The sequence below is a fragment of the Haliscomenobacter sp. genome (assembly GCF_041740695.1).
Classification (GTDB): domain Bacteria; phylum Bacteroidota; class Bacteroidia; order Chitinophagales; family Saprospiraceae; genus Haliscomenobacter.
Window position 1 is genome coordinate 1 of sequence record NZ_JBGSLK010000020.1, and the last position, 15,539, is coordinate 15,539.

The window sequence follows — 15,539 nt, forward strand, 5'->3', positions numbered from 1 at the left end:
TGAGAAGGTTGAGGCTGCCGCAGCGGCTCGGTCACCGAGCGGAGCCGAGGTGCAAAGTCGCTGCGGTAGCCTCAACCTTCTCAACCTCCCTCAACCATTTATCTAACCATACTATCCACAATCAATTCCGCCAAATCATACACCATCACGTCATCCTGCTTGTCTTTGGCTTTGACCCCATCTTGTATCATGGTCAGGCAGAAAGGGCAATTGGCGGCAATCACGCCCGCTCCGGTAGCCAGGGCTTCTTCGGCCCGCTCCAGGTTGATGCGTTTTTCACCGGGTTCGTCTTCCTTGAACATCTGAGCACCGCCCGCTCCACAGCACAACCCATTGGTTTTGCAACGTTTCATTTCCACCAACTGGGCATCCAGGGAAGCCAATACGCTGCGCGGTGCTTCGTACACCCCATTCACTCGCCCCATGTAACAGGAATCGTGGTAGGTGATTTTTTTACCCTTAAAAGTTCCCCCCTCCTGCATTTTGATCCGACCTGTGTTGATCAGTTCCTGCAAAAGTTGACTATGGTGCACCACTTCGTAGTTGCCCCCCAAAGCCGGGTATTCGTTCTTCAAGGTATTGAAACAGTGCGGACAAGCCGTCACTATTTTTTTGACATTATAGCCGTTCAGGGTTTGTACGTTTTGCAGGGCCAGCATCTGGAATACAAATTCGTTGCCCGCCCGCCGAGCGGGGTCGCCCGTACACATCTCTTCATTGCCCAGAATGGCAAAGGGCATCCCCACGGCATCCAAAATCTGGCAAAAAGCCTTGGTCACCTTCTGCGCCCGGGCATCAAAACTCCCCGCACAACCTACCCAAAACAATATTTCCGGCTCGCGGCCTTCGGCGGCCATCTCGGCCATAGTGTAAACCTTCATAATGATGAATTATGAATGATAAATGATGAATCCCACTTAGGCATTCATCATTCATCATTCATCATTTATAATTCTTGTTTCCACGCTTCCCGTTCAACCGACATCGCCCAAACGGCTCCGTTGTTTTCCATGCTGTTGAACATCGGCAGCCATTCCGAAGGACCTTCGGAGAGGCTGAGTATTTCGTAACGGCGCAATTTCAGGATGGGCTCCAAGGGATTGATCAGCACCGGGCAAGCTTCCACACAGGCATTACAAGTGGTGCAGGCGTGGATTTCCTCGCGGCTGATGTAGTCGAAAAGGCTACGGCCATCCTCGAAGTTGCCGGCACTGAGGGCTTGCGATTTGTCTTTGGCGTATTGCACATCTTTGCTGTCGAGCTTTTTGCCAATTTCGTCTGCACGGTCGCGAATGTCCATCACGATTTTGCGCGGCGAGAGTTTTTTACCCGTCAGGTTGGCCGGACAAACGGAGGTACAACGTCCACATTCGGTGCAGCTATACGCATCCAACACATTTTTCCAGGAAAGAGAAAAAACATCGTTGGCCCCAAATTCCAGGTTCTCCATGTTGACTTCAGCACCCGTATTTTCGACCGGTAAACCCAACATGTTTTTCACCTCATTCATCACCTCGGGCATGTTTTCCATTTCACCACGTGGTTGCAAATTGGCAAAGTAGGTGTTCGGAAAAGCCAAGATGACGTGCAAGTGTTTGGAAAAAGGCAGGTAATTCAAAAAGGCAAATACCACCAGGATATGCCCCCACCAACCGATGCGCTCCAACAAATGCAAGGTACCAGCACCCGTGCCATCCAATATTGGCGACAAAAACTGGCTCACCACAAATCCATATTCATTTTGATGGCGGGCCATATCGGCGCTGTTCATCAAAAAGATAAAGAAGATGAGGGCAAGCTCAAGAAAAAGGATGTAATTGGCGTCTTTAAACGGCCAACCTTTCATCTCTGGTTTGTGAAACCGCGGCAGGCGTAGGATGTTGCGCCGGGCCAAAAAAGCGATCGTCGCCACCAGAGCCAGTACCGATAAAATCTCAATAAAACTGATCACAAAAGTGTAAAAACCGCCCAGAAGCGGCCAAAACACCCGGTGTTGTCCAGTGATGCCATCTACAAAAATTTCGAGCAACTCCACCTGGGTAATCACAAAAGCCACATAAATAAAGAGGTGCAACACCGCAGGAATCATGCGGCTGAACATCTTTTTTTGGCCCAGAGCGATCAGCAGTACATTGCGCCAGCGTTCGGCGCTGTTGCCACTGATGGAATCGTCTTTACCCAGCTTGATGTTCCGGCGGATTTTGAGGAACTGCAAGGCAGCGTACCCCATGGAGGCTCCGGCTATCAACACAAAAAGGACTTGTTGTATCATCGATGTATGTTCTGTTGGCTCAAAATTAGCGAATTTTCGCTAAGTAAAGGAAATGAAATCCTGACATTTTTTTCCAAAATTCCCGACAGGATGAATTAATTTTGATGCAAAATAGGAACTGTAAGTGCGCGATCATAATTATTGGCACTTATTAAACATTTCTGCATGAAAATTCTGGAGCACAAGCAGATTGAGCAAAAGGTAAGCCGATTGGCGATCGAAATCCTGGAGCACAACATTGAGGAAGAAGGGCTTATTCTGGCGGGCGTCAACGGTCGGGGCATGGCTCTGGCGAAGATGCTGGCCGAACGGATCCAGAAGATCAGCAAGTTGCCGATTCTCCTCACCAATATTCGCCTCAATCCGGCAGCGCCAATGGAAAAACCGGTGGAAATCGATTTGCCAATTGCCGAGTTGGCAGGCAAAGCCATTATTGTGGTGGATGATGTGGCCAGTTCCGGGCGTACCTTATTGTACGCTTGCAAGCCCATTCTCGAAACCTTACCCAAAAAACTGGAAATCGCCGTATTGGTCGATCGCACCCATAAATCTTTTCCAGTTCGAGTCGATTACGTAGGCCTTTCTTTAGCGACTACGCTAAAGGAAAACATCCTGGTTGAAATCGGCGAGGGCGAAATGTCCGCTTTCCTGGAATAGTAGACTTTATGAACAAGACTTTATGAACAGAACTTCTAGTGAAATATCCAAGTTCTATTTTCGTTTTTTGACAAAACTTTCCATGAATATGTACTTCAAGAACATTTTAATTACCCTGATTTTCCTGGCTTTTGCTGGAGTGAATTTTGCCCAATCCAGCGCGATCACCTTAAAGGCAGAGAAAAAAACGGCTGCTCCGGGCACCAAGGTTTGTATCAACATCAGCGCGGATAATTTCATCAAGATGTTGTCTACCCAATACACTCTGCGTTGGGATCCCAAAGTACTGGAATACACCGGGGTGCAGGGCTTTAAATTGCCCTTCTTGACCAAGGACAATTTTGGGACAATTGGCATAAAAAAAGGGTTCCTGACCGTGGTTTGGATTGAAAATAACCTCAAAGGTGCTGATTTGGCCAATGGCGCAGCGATGTATCAGGTTTGTTTTACGGTCAAAGGTAAAGCGGGCAGCACCAGCAGCATTGCTTTTTCTCCTACACCTACTCCATACGAGGCGGTCAACAGCAAGGAGCAGTTGGCGAAGGTTTCGGTGGTGAATGGATCGGTAAGTGTAAAATAAATAGGTTAACTTTCACGGATTAAGTCTGTTACGCTGGTTTTCCGGAAATCACCAAAGCGACATTTTTAAGCACAAAGGACACAGAGGCAGCACAAAGGGCACAAAGACCGTCAACGTCTAACTTTGTGTCCTTTGTGCTGCCTCTGTGTCCTTTGTGAAAATATGTCGCTTCAGTCTTCTAACCTCAGTGAAACTACCACACAAACCAAAAACAAAAACAATGTCATCCTTTGCACCTCTTCACGTACAAGTTGAGAACAGCTTTCAGCATCATTTTTCGCGTAAACCCCTGGTAGTCAGCTCCCCTGGCCGGGTCAATCTCATTGGTGAACACACCGATTACAACGATGGGTTTGTCTTACCAGCCGCAATCGACAAAGCTGCATACATCGCCATCTCCCCCAGTGGAAGCACCCATGGCAAATGGATTTCCCTGGATTTCTCCGAATTTGTGACCATTGATTTTCAAAACATCACCATCAATTCCGTCGGCTGGGCCAATTACATCCTGGGCGTAGTGGATCAGGCTCAGAAATTGGGCAAACCCATTCCTGCTTTTGATTGTGTGGTTGTTGGTGATGTACCGATCGGTTCAGGCATGTCTTCCTCCGCCGCACTGGAATCGGCGGTGATTTTTGCGCTGAATGAACTGTACGACTTGGGTTTGAGCCGTTGGAAAATGGCGCTTTTGGCCCAGCGCGCCGAAAACGAGTTCATCGGGGTGAAGTGTGGCATCATGGACATGTTTGCCAGTCTGCACGGCAAAGTTAACCACGTCATTCGCCTGGATTGTCGCGATTTGAGTTTTGAATACTTCCCCATCGAATTGGGTGACTATAAAATTGTATTGTTTGATACCGGAGTCAAACACTCTCTGGCCGATTCAGCTTACAACACCCGTCGGTCGGAGTGTGAAACCGGGTTGCGTTTTTTCCAAAAACACTACAACCCGAATTTCAAGGCACTGCGCGATGTACCCATTGCGATGGTACAAGCCAATCGCAGCCGTCTGCCCAAAGAAGTTTACGATCGCTGTCTTTATGTTACCGAAGAAATCCAGCGCACCCTGGCCGCTTGTGAAGACCTAAAAAATGGAGACCTAGCCGCCTTTGGCCTCAAAATGTATGCCACCCACGAGGGCTTGCGCCACTTGTACCAGGTGAGTTGCCCTGAACTGGATTTTCTGGCGGATGCCACGCGGGATGAATCCAGCGTATTGGGCGCACGCATGATGGGCGGCGGCTTTGGCGGTTGTACGATCAATATTGTACACCAGGATGCCATTGAAGGCTTGAATGAACGTTTGGCCAAAGCCTACCAGGAGGCGATGGGGCACAAATTGGGAATGTACATGGTGGTGACTGGCGATGGCGCAAAAGTTCAAGCATAAAGCGGCGGACATCATTCAATAGTGTGAAAAATTTCCTATTTTTCGTTTTTTGATTGATGTCAAAACCACTTCGTCATGGCCAAAGCCCAAAACAAAAAGAGCGCCACAGGGAAAAGCAAAAAGAAAAAACCAGAAACCGTTCCTTACCATAAAAGACCGGATAAACTAGAAACCAAAAAATGGCAAATTGCCCTGCGCCGCCAGTTTGCTGAAACGCAAAGCTATTTCATTGTCAATGAAGGCGATCACCCCGTTTATAGCGACTTTCAGGTGTCCAACCCCACCTACGAAAGCACCTACAAAGTCGCCATTCGCAGCAAGGACATTGGTTTGAATTTCTGCTCTTGTCCCGATTTCAAAACCAGCAACCTCGGCACTTGCAAACACATCGAATGGACATTCCGCCACCTCCACAATAAACGAGGCACTAAAAAATACTTCAAAACGCCGCCTGCTCGTGCTTATTCCTCGGTATATCTGCATTACGATGACCAGCGCAGCATTCGCCTGCGGATTGGCACTGAAGCGCAGACGGAACTAGAAGCGCTGGCCAAAAACTACTTTGACGAGCACGGCGTAATGTACCCAAATGCTTATCTGGATTTTGAACACTTCCTGGAAAAAGCCCGCGCTATTCAGCCTGATTTGCGTTGTTATGAGGATGCCCTGGAATACATTTTGAAACAAAGAGAAGATCAAAGTCGTGAACGCCGGGTAGCAGAAATTGCGCAACACAGCGAAGCGTATTTCAAAAACCTACTCAAAGTTGAACTTTTCCCTTATCAAAAGGAAGGAGTGCTTTTTGCCTCCAAAACCGGACGTTGCCTGATCGCCGATGAAATGGGTTTGGGCAAAACCGTTCAAGCCCTTGGTGCAGCCGAATTGCTCCGACAAGAACACCGCATCGGCAGCGCTTTGATCGTTTGCCCAACTTCGCTCAAGTACCAGTGGAAAACTGAAATTGAAAAATTCACGGGTGCCAGCGCCCTGGTCATCGAAGGTTTGCAGCACAAGCGCAAAGCACAGTACGAAAACGACCAGAGTTTTTTCAAAATCATTACGTACAATGTTGTAGTGCAGGATGCCCGCCTTATCAATAGCATCCTCGCCCCCGATTTGATCATCCTGGACGAAGCGCAACGCATCAAAAACTGGAACACCAAAATTTCCCGCGCCGTCAAGTCACTCAACATCCGTTACCGTTTTGTGCTCACGGGCACGCCACTGGAGAATAAAATTGAAGAGTTGTATTCCATCGTGCAGTTTGTGGATCCCTATGCACTCGGGCCGCTGTACAGCTTTTTGGAACGCCATCAGGTCAAAACCGAAAATGGCCGGGTAGTGGGTTATCAGGATTTGGGCGCTGTCAACCGGGCTTTGCAACCCGTAATGGTGCGTCGCCTTAAAAAAGACGTGCTCAAACAATTGCCCGAACGGATGGACAAAAATCTCTTTGTGCCCATGACCAAAGAGCAAAATGACATGCACCGGGCCTATGCCGATGAAGTGGCCAAATTGGTGGCCAAGTGGCAACGTTTCCATTTTTTGAACGAACAAGACCGGCGACGCCTTTTGACTTTTATGAACCTGATGAAAATGTGCTGCGCCAGCACCTTTGTGGTCGATCAAAAAACCCGGCACGATACCAAGATTGATGAATTGATGTGCATCCTGGAAGAAGCACTGGTAGATGATGAGGTAAAAGTAGTGGTCTTCAGCCAGTGGGAACGCATGACCCGTCTGGTCGCTCAGGAACTCCAGGAGCGCGAAATTCCTTTTGAAAGCCTGCACGGCGGCATCAGTAGTGAAGAACGAGGCAAGATGCTGATCCGCTTCAACGATACGCCCGAATGCCGGGTCTTTTTGTCCACCGATGCGGGCGGAGTGGGACTCAATCTGCAATCGGCTTCCTTGCTCATCAATCTGGATGTGCCCTGGAATCCAGCGGTGCTGGAGCAACGCATTGGTCGCATTTACCGCATGGGCCAGGAACGGCGGGTGAATGTCATCAACCTGGTCTCGATTGCTACCTTGGAGCACCGCTTGCTCGATACCCTTAAGTTTAAAGCCTCCATGGCTGCCGGGGTACTGGACAATGGGGAAGAAAACATCTTCCTCGGTGAAGACCGCTTCAAGGAATTTATGAACTCAGTCGAAAACCTCACCCAGCGCATCGATGCCGAAGCAGAAGTGGACGCCATCAGCCCGGTGGAGGATACGGAGGAATTGATCGGCGCGGGTAAAGTGGAGGAGCAGCCAGTGCCGGAATATGAAGACAATACTGAATTGTTAGAAGAAGAAAGTGCTACTCCTGTTGCTACACCAAGCCAAAAGGAAGAGCCCAAGCGCAGCAGTTCCAGCAATAATCCAAAAGAAAGTAGTCCTAAAACAAGTCCAAGCCCACAACGCCAATCAGCGGCTGGAGGTGGTGGAGGGAATGGCGGTAATACTCCAGGAAATGGCGCCAGTGCCGGAGAGCTGGCCCCTCCCTCCTCCCCACAAGCATTGGTCAGCATGGGCGTCAGTTTTTTAAGCGGCTTGAGTCAAACCCTCGCCAGCCCTGAAAAAACCGCAGAATTGGTGAATTCATTGGTGCAAAAAGACGAAGCAACGGGGCAAACCTTTTTGAAAATTCCAGTGCAAAATCAGGAAGTGGTGAGCAATGCCTTGCAAGTATTGGGGGCGCTGTTTGGGGGATTGGGTAAGTAATTTTTCAAAAATTAACAATAACCTATGCACAATCGTCCTTACGACATTATTCTTTGGGGTGCGTCCGGCTTTACCGGACGGCTGGTTGCCGAATATCTGGGACGACAGTACCAAGGCCAAGATTTACGTTGGGCGGTAGCCGGGCGGAATGAGGAAAAATTGAAAAGTGTCCTCAACGAATTAGGTCTACCCCATATCCCAATCATCCTGGCCGATGGTTTTGACAAAAACTCCTTGTTGGCCATGACCACCCAAGGCCAGGTCATTTGCACCACCGTCGGGCCTTATTCCCAATACGGTAGCTTGCTGGTAGAAGCCTGTGTAGAAACGGGCACCCATTACTGCGACCTTTGCGGCGAAGCGGGCTGGGTGCGCCAAATGATCGATCGACATCACATCGAGGCAGCGCAAAAACAGCTCAAAATTGTGCATTGCTGCGGTTTCGACTCCATCCCTTCGGATATGGGGGTTTATTTTTTGCAAAAAAATATCCACGAACAATACGGCCAATACGCCCGCCACATCGGTATGCGTTTGAAAGCAGCCAAAGGAGGTCTGAGCGGAGGTACTTTTTACAGCATGCTAGGCATTTTGCAACAAGCCCGCAAGGATCGGGCTTATGCACGTAGCATTGCCCGCCCCTACACGCTGAATCCTGATCCAGAATTCCCAGGACCTGATGTGGCTGACTTACAAAAGGTCGTTTACGATCCGGTAGCCAAATCCTGGATTGCGCCCTTCATCATGGCGAGCATCAATACCCGGGTCGTGCGCCGCAGTCACGCTTTGCTGGGTTTTCCGTACGGCCTCAACTTCACTTACGAAGAAGCGATGCTGAGTGGACGAGGACTCAAAGGGCGATTCAATGCATGGATGATTCTCCTGGGCCTGGGTTTAGTCATGGCTGCCAAACCCGGTAGCCTACTCTACAAACTCCTGCTGAGTCGCATGCCCAAACCAGGGGAAGGCCCCAGTCCCGCTGCTCGTGAAGCTGGATTCTTTTATTTCCTACTCTTTGGCCAGTTGCCAGATGGGCAGATTGTGACCGCCAGCGTCAAAGGCGATCGGGACCCTGGTTATGGTTCTACCTCCAAAATGCTGGCCGAATGTGCGGTGTGTTTGGCCAAAGATGGAGCTACTTTACCTGAAAATTTTGGCCTATTGACCCCATCTACCGCGATGGGCGACGTACTGTTGGAACGATTGGTAAAAAACGCCGGCTTGAGTTTTGAGTTGAAATAAATGCCCAACCCAATGACGAATAAAAAGCAAATCGTATTGACCTCAGATACCAAAGGGCTTTGGATGCGCTTTTTGTCTAAAGTTGTTCCCTTTTGCTTGGCGGTGGTACTCTTCTTTTACCTACAACTCAGCTCTGGTGAGCCGATCCTTTCGCCCTTCAACTGGGGCAAGGTGACGACTATCCTCCAGGTTTTGCTTTGTTGTATCGCCATCAGCATTTTGTTTTTCCCAGATTACCCTTTGCGTTGGGACAATACGGTCGTTTTTGATTTTGAACAAAAAGCAATCAGCATTTACAAAAGCCGGGATATCCGCCTGGATCAAGACATTTTGGATTTCCCTGAAGAACATACCATCATTAGCAACCCAAGCCACATCTATTCCAAGCAGTACGAAAGCTTCCTGTTTGAGCCTTTTTACCTGATCCGGGTATCCAGTGAGGGAAAGGACATTCCTCTGGTGTCGATCCAGAACCCGATGGAATACACCCAATTGATCGATCGCCTTTACCACGAAATGGACCTACCTTTAGGAACGATAAAAAAATAACTACCCCATTTTCACTTTGCTCTTTTGCCCTTATTCATCCTATCTTTTTCGTTAAATAGGCTTGCTATTCGCCTCAAAAGATAGTTGACTAAGCTCAAAATAGCTGCGTTTAAATGTGCCATTTATTTCTTCATCGTTCCTTAAAATGACACTTCTTTCTGGGTCTCATTTTTCCCTTTACTTTTTCCGATCCAGCCCAGATGAGTGTGGTCAAAACTGTCAAAATATTTCAGACCATAACCCGCCACCCGGTCAAAACTGCTGTGCGCCATAAAGATTAGGCCAATCTGGGTAAAAAAGTCGTTATGCAGGTACAAACCCAGCAGGATTACCAACGCCATGACGCCCTTGTGGTGCATAAAATTGTAGCCAATCGCGCCCCATTTGGGGTTGATCAAATACAAGAAAAAAGCTAGGTCGGGTAAAAAAAATAGGCCCAGGTACAAACCCCAGCCGCCTTGCAGGTACTGAAAATAAACAACTGAAAACAACAGCAACAAAGCGAATTCTTCTCCTTTCAACAAATTTTTCATCGCACTCGATTTTTGTGTGTTAATTGAATGACACAAAGATGGAGGGGATTGGGGGGAGTCCGCTTGACATAAATCAAGAAAGTGAAAAGTGAAAAATAAATAGTGTGCTCTTCACTTTTCACTCTTCACTTTTCACTCTTCACTTTTCACTCTTCACTCTTCACTCCTTAATGTCTCCCACACAAACACCGCCCAACACTCTCAGTCTCCTCATGCAGCAGCGGCTCGTATTGCGCATTTTTGTTTAACTCCCAGAAAAATTTGCTGCGCTTCTTCGGCTGATTGCCCACCTCGTTCATCGACTCGGCATCGTACAAGCGGCCATTGACCATCGTGTAGCGGATGAATTCGGTATTTTGAATGCTCTCCAGCGGATTTTTGTCCAACACCAACAAGTCGGCCAGTTTGCCCACTTCCAGGGAGCCGATGTGATCATCCAAACCCAGGCTGAGCGCCGGATTGATGGTGGCGGTTTTCAGCGCCTGGTGGTTGCTCATGCCGCCTTGGGCCATCATCCAGGTTTCCCAGTGGGCACCGAGTCCGTTGAGTTGACCGTGTGCGCCCATGTTGACTTTCACGCCGACATCCATCAGTTTTTTCAACTGCTGGGAGATCAGGATATGCCCTTTTTCGTATTCCTCTTCGGGAATCATGGTGCGGTAGCGGCTGCGGGTGTCAATCACACTGCGCGGTGTGTAAGTCAGCAAGCGTTGTTTTTCCCAAACGTTGCTGTGCTGGTACCAGTAATATTCGCCAGTGACCGCGCCATAGGCCACGATCAAGGTAGGCGTGTAGGCCGTATTGGACTGTTTCCAAAGCTGGATCACGTCGTTGTGCAGCACGTGGATGGGCAGGTTGTGCTCCAGGGTGGTGTGCCCGTCCAGGATCATCGACAAGTTGTGGTAAAAGAAAGAGCCACCTTCGGGCACTACTTCCATTTCCAGTTCCCGGGCTGCTTGCAGGATCATTTGGCGTTGTTCCCGGCGCGGTTGGTTGTAACTTTTTACCGAAAAAGCCCCAAACACTTTGGTGCGGCGAATGGCACTACGCGCATCTTCCAGATTGTTGACCACCGCTTTAAAATTGCCTTCTGCTCCGTAGAGGATGGTCCCGGTAGAGAATACCCGCGGCCCGGCAATCGCACCCGTTTTTTGTAGTTCACTCATCGCAAAAACCCATTCGGTGTTCGCCGATGGGTCGTGTACGGTAGTGACGCCGTAAGCCAGGTTCACGTAATAAGGCCAGTATTTTTGTGGCGTCAAACCCGAGTTAAAATGGCCAGGGTGAGCGTGGGCGTCAATCATCCCCGGCATGATCGTTTTGCCCGCACAATTGATGATCTTGGCGTCTTTAGGAATGGTTACCGCCGATGTAGTTCCCACTGCTTTGATGATGTTGCCTTCCACCAAAATTGTCCCTTTTTCAATTACCTGCTCCCCTTTCATCGTGATGATGCGGGCGTTGGTGAAGGCAATCACTCCGGTAGGTTTGTCCATGGCCACTTTTAAACCAATATCTATGCCTTTTTCAGGCATTTTGAAGCTAGAATCCGGTTTACCCGCGATGAATTCAAAGCGGTCTTCCAGTGGAATATTGAAGTATTGGTTGCCGAGGGTATAGGACAAGGACTTGCTATCCGCGCTCCAATGCAGGTTGATGCCCGCGTCTTTGGCCACTTGTCTGACGGGAAAATCAGCCGTGCTGCTGCCCAGGTTGAGCGTCGTTCCGGAATGAGGAAAAGCGGCGATGTACACCTTGTGCAAATCCACAAAAGCGATCCATTTTTCATCTGGCGAGAGGGTGAATTGGCTGCCGTAAGTACTGCGCACATGAATCCGTTCGTCGGAACCATCCAATTTGCAGCTGGCCATCATGGTGCCCGCGTTGTAATAGAGGCGATCACCTTTGAGGTTGAAACGGGGATCTTCGCCCTGAGCTTTTACAAAAGTAGCGGGGCCACCGCTGGCCTTTATCACATAGATGCCTGGTTTGGCGGTATTGGCTGGGCCCATGGCGGAACTGGAACCGTCTTTTCGAAACACCAGCATTTGGCCATCGTTTGAATAGGCCGGATTGCGGTAATTGCCTGGATCGGAACTCAACTTGCTGGGGGTATTCCCGTCCAATTGCAGGCGTTGCAGGGTGCCAGAAGTGCTGTCATTGTGGGTCACAAAAACCAGCGACTTGCCATCTGGCGAAAAGGTGGGTTCGAATTCAAAATCCGAGCCTTTGGTCAAACGTTGCGGAGTGCCCGAGGGCAGGTCTTTTTTCCACAGGTAACCGACCGCGTTGAACACCACATATTTGCCATTCGGGGCGGTCACCGCGTTGCGGATGACTTTAGCGTCAAAGTTGGCGGGATTCAGGGCCTGTTTGAACCGAACCGCATCGTATATCCGTTGGTTGACTTTACAAGTGAAAGGAATCTCCACCGACTGATTGAAGCCATTCACATCCACTTTATTGATTTTCCCATTGGCCCAAACGATGATGGACTGGTCATCGGGCGACCAGGCAAAACCAGGATAACAACCAAAGATGGTCCAGGATTCCTGTTGGTCTTTGGACAACTTGTGGTAAATCGGCCATTCACGGCCAGTTTCCAGATTGCGGATGTACAACACCGATTGGGTGCGCACCCGCCGTACATAAGCCAGTAATTTTCCATTGCGCGATACTTGTGGGCGCACCGCGCCGCCTGCACCACCGGTGATGGTTTCCATTTTACCAGTTTCCCGATCGAATTGTTTGATCGCAAAAATCTGGTTGTTGGGGTCTTTGTTGTATTGAAAAAAACCTCCTGGGTAAATGTCTTCACTGTAGTACACGTAGCGGCCATCAGGGGAAGCACTGGGCTCGTTGAGGTCTTGCTGGTCGTTTTTGCGGGGGGTGAGCTGAATGCCCTTGCCGCCACTCAGGTGGTACATCCACAACTCGCCAGCGCCCAGGGAGCGCGAAGAGGTGAAGTGTTTGCGGGTGATGATGTATTCGCCATCGGGAGTCCACACACTATTGTTGACCAGTCGGAAGTCTTCTTTGGTGATCTGGCGGGCATTTTTGCCGTCATGATCCATCACCCAGGCATTGTCGCCGCCACCGGCATCGGAGGTGAAGAGGATTTTTTTGCCATCGGGGCTAAAACGGGGCTGCACTTCAAAGGCGTGGCCAGGGCGCAGCACTCGTGCTTCGCCTCCCTGGATGGGTAAGATGTAGATGTCGCCCAGGAGGTCAAAAGCAATTTCTTTGCCATCGGGGGAAACATCGAGGTTCATCCAGGTGCCTTCGTTGGTGCTGAAGGAAACGGTTTTGTAGGTGCCAGGCGGGTTGTTGACGTCCCATTTTTTGGCGTCCTGCGCGTGGGTAGTTGAAAGCTTGAGGGCAAACAAGATCAAGGCCCCGAGCACTGTATAAATTTTCATACAATCTGGCTTATTTGGTTTTGTAGTGATGAGTCGTAAACTTACAAATTATGCAGTTTTAACCTAAGAGCTTGTCTGAATTTTAGTGTAATTCTTGAATTTGTCTATTTTTGTAACAACATATATCATTCATAAGCATTTCTAATTCTTCCAATGCAATACCAAAAAATCACCTCAGAAGCAACCACCATCGAATTCCACAACAACTGGATGGGAGAAGAAACCGTAATTGTCAAAGGGCAGGTTGTTTCCAAAAAATCCTCGGTTTGGGGCATCGATCATTCATTCACCGTCCTGGAAAAAGGTAAAAAGGTAAAATTCGTCCTGACGACCAAGGTAGACGCCAATATGCAAGTTTTGCTGGATTTGCGCCGCAATGACAAGCTGGTGGTTAGTGACCTGCGCGTTGGGTATGGATTTATGCCAAAAAACACCAACAAAGCCAAACAACTGGGGGTTCAAAAGCTCAAAAATTATCAACTCAACGAAGCCCTGGAAGATTTAGAAAAAGCGCTGAAAGAAAATGATGAAGACCCTGAGATTTATTTCCACATGGCCTGCGCCTACTCGGTGCTGGAAAAGCCGCTGGAGGGTTTTGAAAGCTTGAAAAAAGCAGTGGCGAACAACTTACAGAATACCGAGATGATCCTCAACCACGATATGTTGGCGTATTTGCGCCTGCACGATGCCTTTGATGGATTTTTTGAGAGTGGGTTTAAGAAGTATGATAAGGCATTGTTGAAGGGGTAAAACAATGAAAAAGGCAGCACAAAGAACCCAAGCGAAGCGTCGTCAACGTCTAACTTTGTGCCCTTTGTGCCCTCTTTATTTTTCTTTGTGCTAAATAAAATGCCGCTTTAGAAAACTTTGAGGTACTGCCTACCCCGCCCGATGCCCCCGCATCGCAAAATACAACACGTACAAATAACAAGGCAGCATCGTCACCATAAAGGCCATCTGGAAGCCCATACTCTTCGACAACTCCCCGTAAATCAAAGGAATGATCGCACCGCCTGCAATACCCATGATCATGATGGCCGAACCAATCTTGGTGAACTTACCCAAGCCATTGATGCCCAATGGGAAAATAGCTGGCCACATCGGAGCGTTGGCTAATCCCAGCAGCGCAATAAACGTCACGGAGGTTTGCCCCTTAGTCAAAAATGCGGCAACAGTAAACACAACCCCCAAAATGGCGGCGTACTTCAAGCTGCTTTCCTGAGAGATGTATTTTGGAATGGCGATGATACCAATGATGTACCCTGCCAACATAGCAATCAGGGTGAATGAAGTGAAGTATTTGGCTTGATCCAGGGAGAAGCCCAGGTTTTTGCCATAAGTACCAATCACATCCCCTGCCATCACTTCCGCGCCCACGTAGGTGAAAATACAGAGTGCCCCGAGGAGCAAGTGTGGGTACTGGAATACGCTGGTTTTGCTAGCGCTTTTGGCATCAGTAACTTCTTCACCATCCATGTCGATATCAGGCAACGCTGATCTGCGAATCCAGAGGGCCAAGATCACCAGAATTACCGCCATGACTGCATAAGGCATGATCACCCTTTGGGCCAATTCGTCCAGCAGGGCAGCTTTTTGCAATTCGTCTTGGGCTGCGACTACATCTGCTTCGAGCTTGGAGGCGTTTTTTAGCACAATTGCGCCCAGAATAAGTGGACTAAGTGCTCCCGCTATCTTATTACAAATCCCCATGAAGCTGATGCGTTGCGCCGCACTTTCAATGGGGCCAATGATGCTGATGTAGGGATTGGAAGCCGTTTGTAAGAGCGACAACCCTGCACCTTGTACGAACAACCCAGTGAGAAACAAAGTAAAACTACGGGCATTGGCGGCAGGAATAAAAATCAGCGATCCCACTGCCATGACCAGGAGTCCAAGCGCCATCCCGTTTTTAAAACCGGTGCGTTGCAAAATGCCGGAGGAGGGAATGGCCAGAAAAAAGTAAGCCATGTAAAAGGCCGAGGTGACAAAAAAGGCTTGAGTATCTGTCTTCAGCTCACAAGCCAGCTTGAGAAACGGAATCAGGGTTCCATTGAGCCAGGTGACAAATCCAAAGATGAAGAACAGTACCCCAATGATCAGCATTGACGTGAAGTAATTGCCTGCTTTCTGAGTAGTGCTTGAACTCATACGTTTTAAAAGGTTAGGTGAGGAATAGCTCCGAAGGTAG

The 15,539-nt window shown here is 49.0% G+C and carries 12 protein-coding genes; 7 read left to right on the top strand and 5 right to left on the bottom strand.

The window, feature by feature from the left end; all coding sequences use genetic code 11:
- Nucleotides 1-98 precede the first annotated feature (98 nt).
- Together ACEW9O_RS03560 and ACEW9O_RS03565 are read right to left on the bottom strand one after the other, a co-directional pair.
- Nucleotides 99-881 (bottom strand): (Fe-S)-binding protein, encoded by a 783-nt coding sequence (locus ACEW9O_RS03560; RefSeq protein ID WP_373548749.1) that lies wholly within the window; start codon nucleotides 879-881, stop codon nucleotides 99-101.
- Between the two features lie 65 nt (nucleotides 882-946).
- Nucleotides 947-2,272 (bottom strand): 4Fe-4S dicluster domain-containing protein, encoded by a 1,326-nt coding sequence (locus ACEW9O_RS03565; protein ID WP_373548750.1) that lies wholly within the window; start codon nucleotides 2,270-2,272, stop codon nucleotides 947-949.
- Between the two features lie 165 nt (nucleotides 2,273-2,437).
- Between ACEW9O_RS03565 and ACEW9O_RS03570 the strand changes: the two genes are divergently transcribed.
- From ACEW9O_RS03570 to ACEW9O_RS03595, 6 genes are all read left to right on the top strand, one after another.
- Nucleotides 2,438-2,929: a phosphoribosyltransferase family protein gene (locus tag ACEW9O_RS03570; RefSeq protein WP_373548751.1), complete on the top strand. Its 492-nt coding sequence runs from the start codon at nucleotides 2,438-2,440 to the stop codon at nucleotides 2,927-2,929.
- An 88-nt stretch (nucleotides 2,930-3,017) separates the two neighbouring features.
- Nucleotides 3,018-3,509, top strand: a complete 492-nt coding sequence (locus ACEW9O_RS03575) for a cohesin domain-containing protein (protein WP_373548752.1) — start codon at nucleotides 3,018-3,020, stop codon at nucleotides 3,507-3,509.
- Nucleotides 3,510-3,729: 220 nt separating this feature from the next.
- Nucleotides 3,730-4,899, top strand: a complete 1,170-nt coding sequence (galK, locus tag ACEW9O_RS03580) for a galactokinase (RefSeq protein ID WP_373548753.1) — start codon at nucleotides 3,730-3,732, stop codon at nucleotides 4,897-4,899.
- Between the two features lie 75 nt (nucleotides 4,900-4,974).
- On the top strand, nucleotides 4,975-7,608 hold the full coding sequence (locus ACEW9O_RS03585) for a DEAD/DEAH box helicase (RefSeq protein WP_373548754.1): 2,634 nt from the start codon (nucleotides 4,975-4,977) through the stop codon (nucleotides 7,606-7,608).
- 24 nt (nucleotides 7,609-7,632) lie between these two features.
- Nucleotides 7,633-8,850, top strand: a complete 1,218-nt coding sequence (locus ACEW9O_RS03590) for a trans-acting enoyl reductase family protein (protein ID WP_373548755.1) — start codon at nucleotides 7,633-7,635, stop codon at nucleotides 8,848-8,850.
- A gap of 12 nt (nucleotides 8,851-8,862) precedes the next feature.
- The gene (locus ACEW9O_RS03595) at nucleotides 8,863-9,399 is read left to right on the top strand and encodes a hypothetical protein (protein ID WP_373548756.1); all 537 of its coding nucleotides are present in this window, start codon (nucleotides 8,863-8,865) and stop codon (nucleotides 9,397-9,399) included.
- Nucleotides 9,400-9,539: 140 nt separating this feature from the next.
- Here ACEW9O_RS03595 and ACEW9O_RS03600 read toward each other — a convergent pair whose 3' ends face one another.
- Nucleotides 9,540-9,932 carry a DUF4260 domain-containing protein gene (locus tag ACEW9O_RS03600; RefSeq protein ID WP_373548757.1) on the bottom strand — a complete coding sequence of 131 codons (393 nt, stop codon included), beginning with the start codon at nucleotides 9,930-9,932 and terminating at the stop codon, nucleotides 9,540-9,542.
- Nucleotides 9,933-10,099: 167 nt separating this feature from the next.
- Nucleotides 10,100-13,351 carry an amidohydrolase family protein gene (locus tag ACEW9O_RS03605; RefSeq protein ID WP_373548758.1) on the bottom strand — a complete coding sequence of 1,084 codons (3,252 nt, stop codon included), beginning with the start codon at nucleotides 13,349-13,351 and terminating at the stop codon, nucleotides 10,100-10,102.
- 153 nt (nucleotides 13,352-13,504) lie between these two features.
- Between ACEW9O_RS03605 and ACEW9O_RS03610 the strand changes: the two genes are divergently transcribed.
- Complete coding sequence (locus ACEW9O_RS03610; protein WP_373548759.1) at nucleotides 13,505-14,101, top strand: tetratricopeptide repeat protein; 597 nt, start codon at nucleotides 13,505-13,507, stop codon at nucleotides 14,099-14,101.
- Between the two features lie 129 nt (nucleotides 14,102-14,230).
- Here the strand turns inward: ACEW9O_RS03610 and ACEW9O_RS03615 are convergent, their stop codons facing one another.
- Entirely contained in the window at nucleotides 14,231-15,499 is a 1,269-nt protein-coding gene (locus ACEW9O_RS03615) for a sugar MFS transporter (RefSeq protein ID WP_373548760.1), read from the bottom strand.
- Nucleotides 15,500-15,539: the final 40 nt, after the last annotated feature.

What these genes read in the sequence shown, in the direction of transcription:
- ACEW9O_RS03560 (WP_373548749.1), bottom strand. Translation starts at nt 881, where the DNA reads ATGAAGGTTTACACTATGGCCGAGATGGCCGCCGAAGGCCGCGAGCCG.
- ACEW9O_RS03565 (WP_373548750.1), bottom strand. Translation starts at nt 2,272, where the DNA reads ATGATACAACAAGTCCTTTTTGTGTTGATAGCCGGAGCCTCCATGGGG.
- ACEW9O_RS03570 (WP_373548751.1), top strand. Translation starts at nt 2,438, where the DNA reads ATGAAAATTCTGGAGCACAAGCAGATTGAGCAAAAGGTAAGCCGATTG.
- ACEW9O_RS03575 (WP_373548752.1), top strand. Translation starts at nt 3,018, where the DNA reads ATGTACTTCAAGAACATTTTAATTACCCTGATTTTCCTGGCTTTTGCT.
- galK (WP_373548753.1), top strand. Translation starts at nt 3,730, where the DNA reads ATGTCATCCTTTGCACCTCTTCACGTACAAGTTGAGAACAGCTTTCAG.
- ACEW9O_RS03585 (WP_373548754.1), top strand. Translation starts at nt 4,975, where the DNA reads ATGGCCAAAGCCCAAAACAAAAAGAGCGCCACAGGGAAAAGCAAAAAG.
- ACEW9O_RS03590 (WP_373548755.1), top strand. Translation starts at nt 7,633, where the DNA reads ATGCACAATCGTCCTTACGACATTATTCTTTGGGGTGCGTCCGGCTTT.
- ACEW9O_RS03595 (WP_373548756.1), top strand. Translation starts at nt 8,863, where the DNA reads ATGACGAATAAAAAGCAAATCGTATTGACCTCAGATACCAAAGGGCTT.
- ACEW9O_RS03600 (WP_373548757.1), bottom strand. Translation starts at nt 9,932, where the DNA reads ATGAAAAATTTGTTGAAAGGAGAAGAATTCGCTTTGTTGCTGTTGTTT.
- ACEW9O_RS03605 (WP_373548758.1), bottom strand. Translation starts at nt 13,351, where the DNA reads ATGAAAATTTATACAGTGCTCGGGGCCTTGATCTTGTTTGCCCTCAAG.
- ACEW9O_RS03610 (WP_373548759.1), top strand. Translation starts at nt 13,505, where the DNA reads ATGCAATACCAAAAAATCACCTCAGAAGCAACCACCATCGAATTCCAC.
- ACEW9O_RS03615 (WP_373548760.1), bottom strand. Translation starts at nt 15,499, where the DNA reads ATGAGTTCAAGCACTACTCAGAAAGCAGGCAATTACTTCACGTCAATG.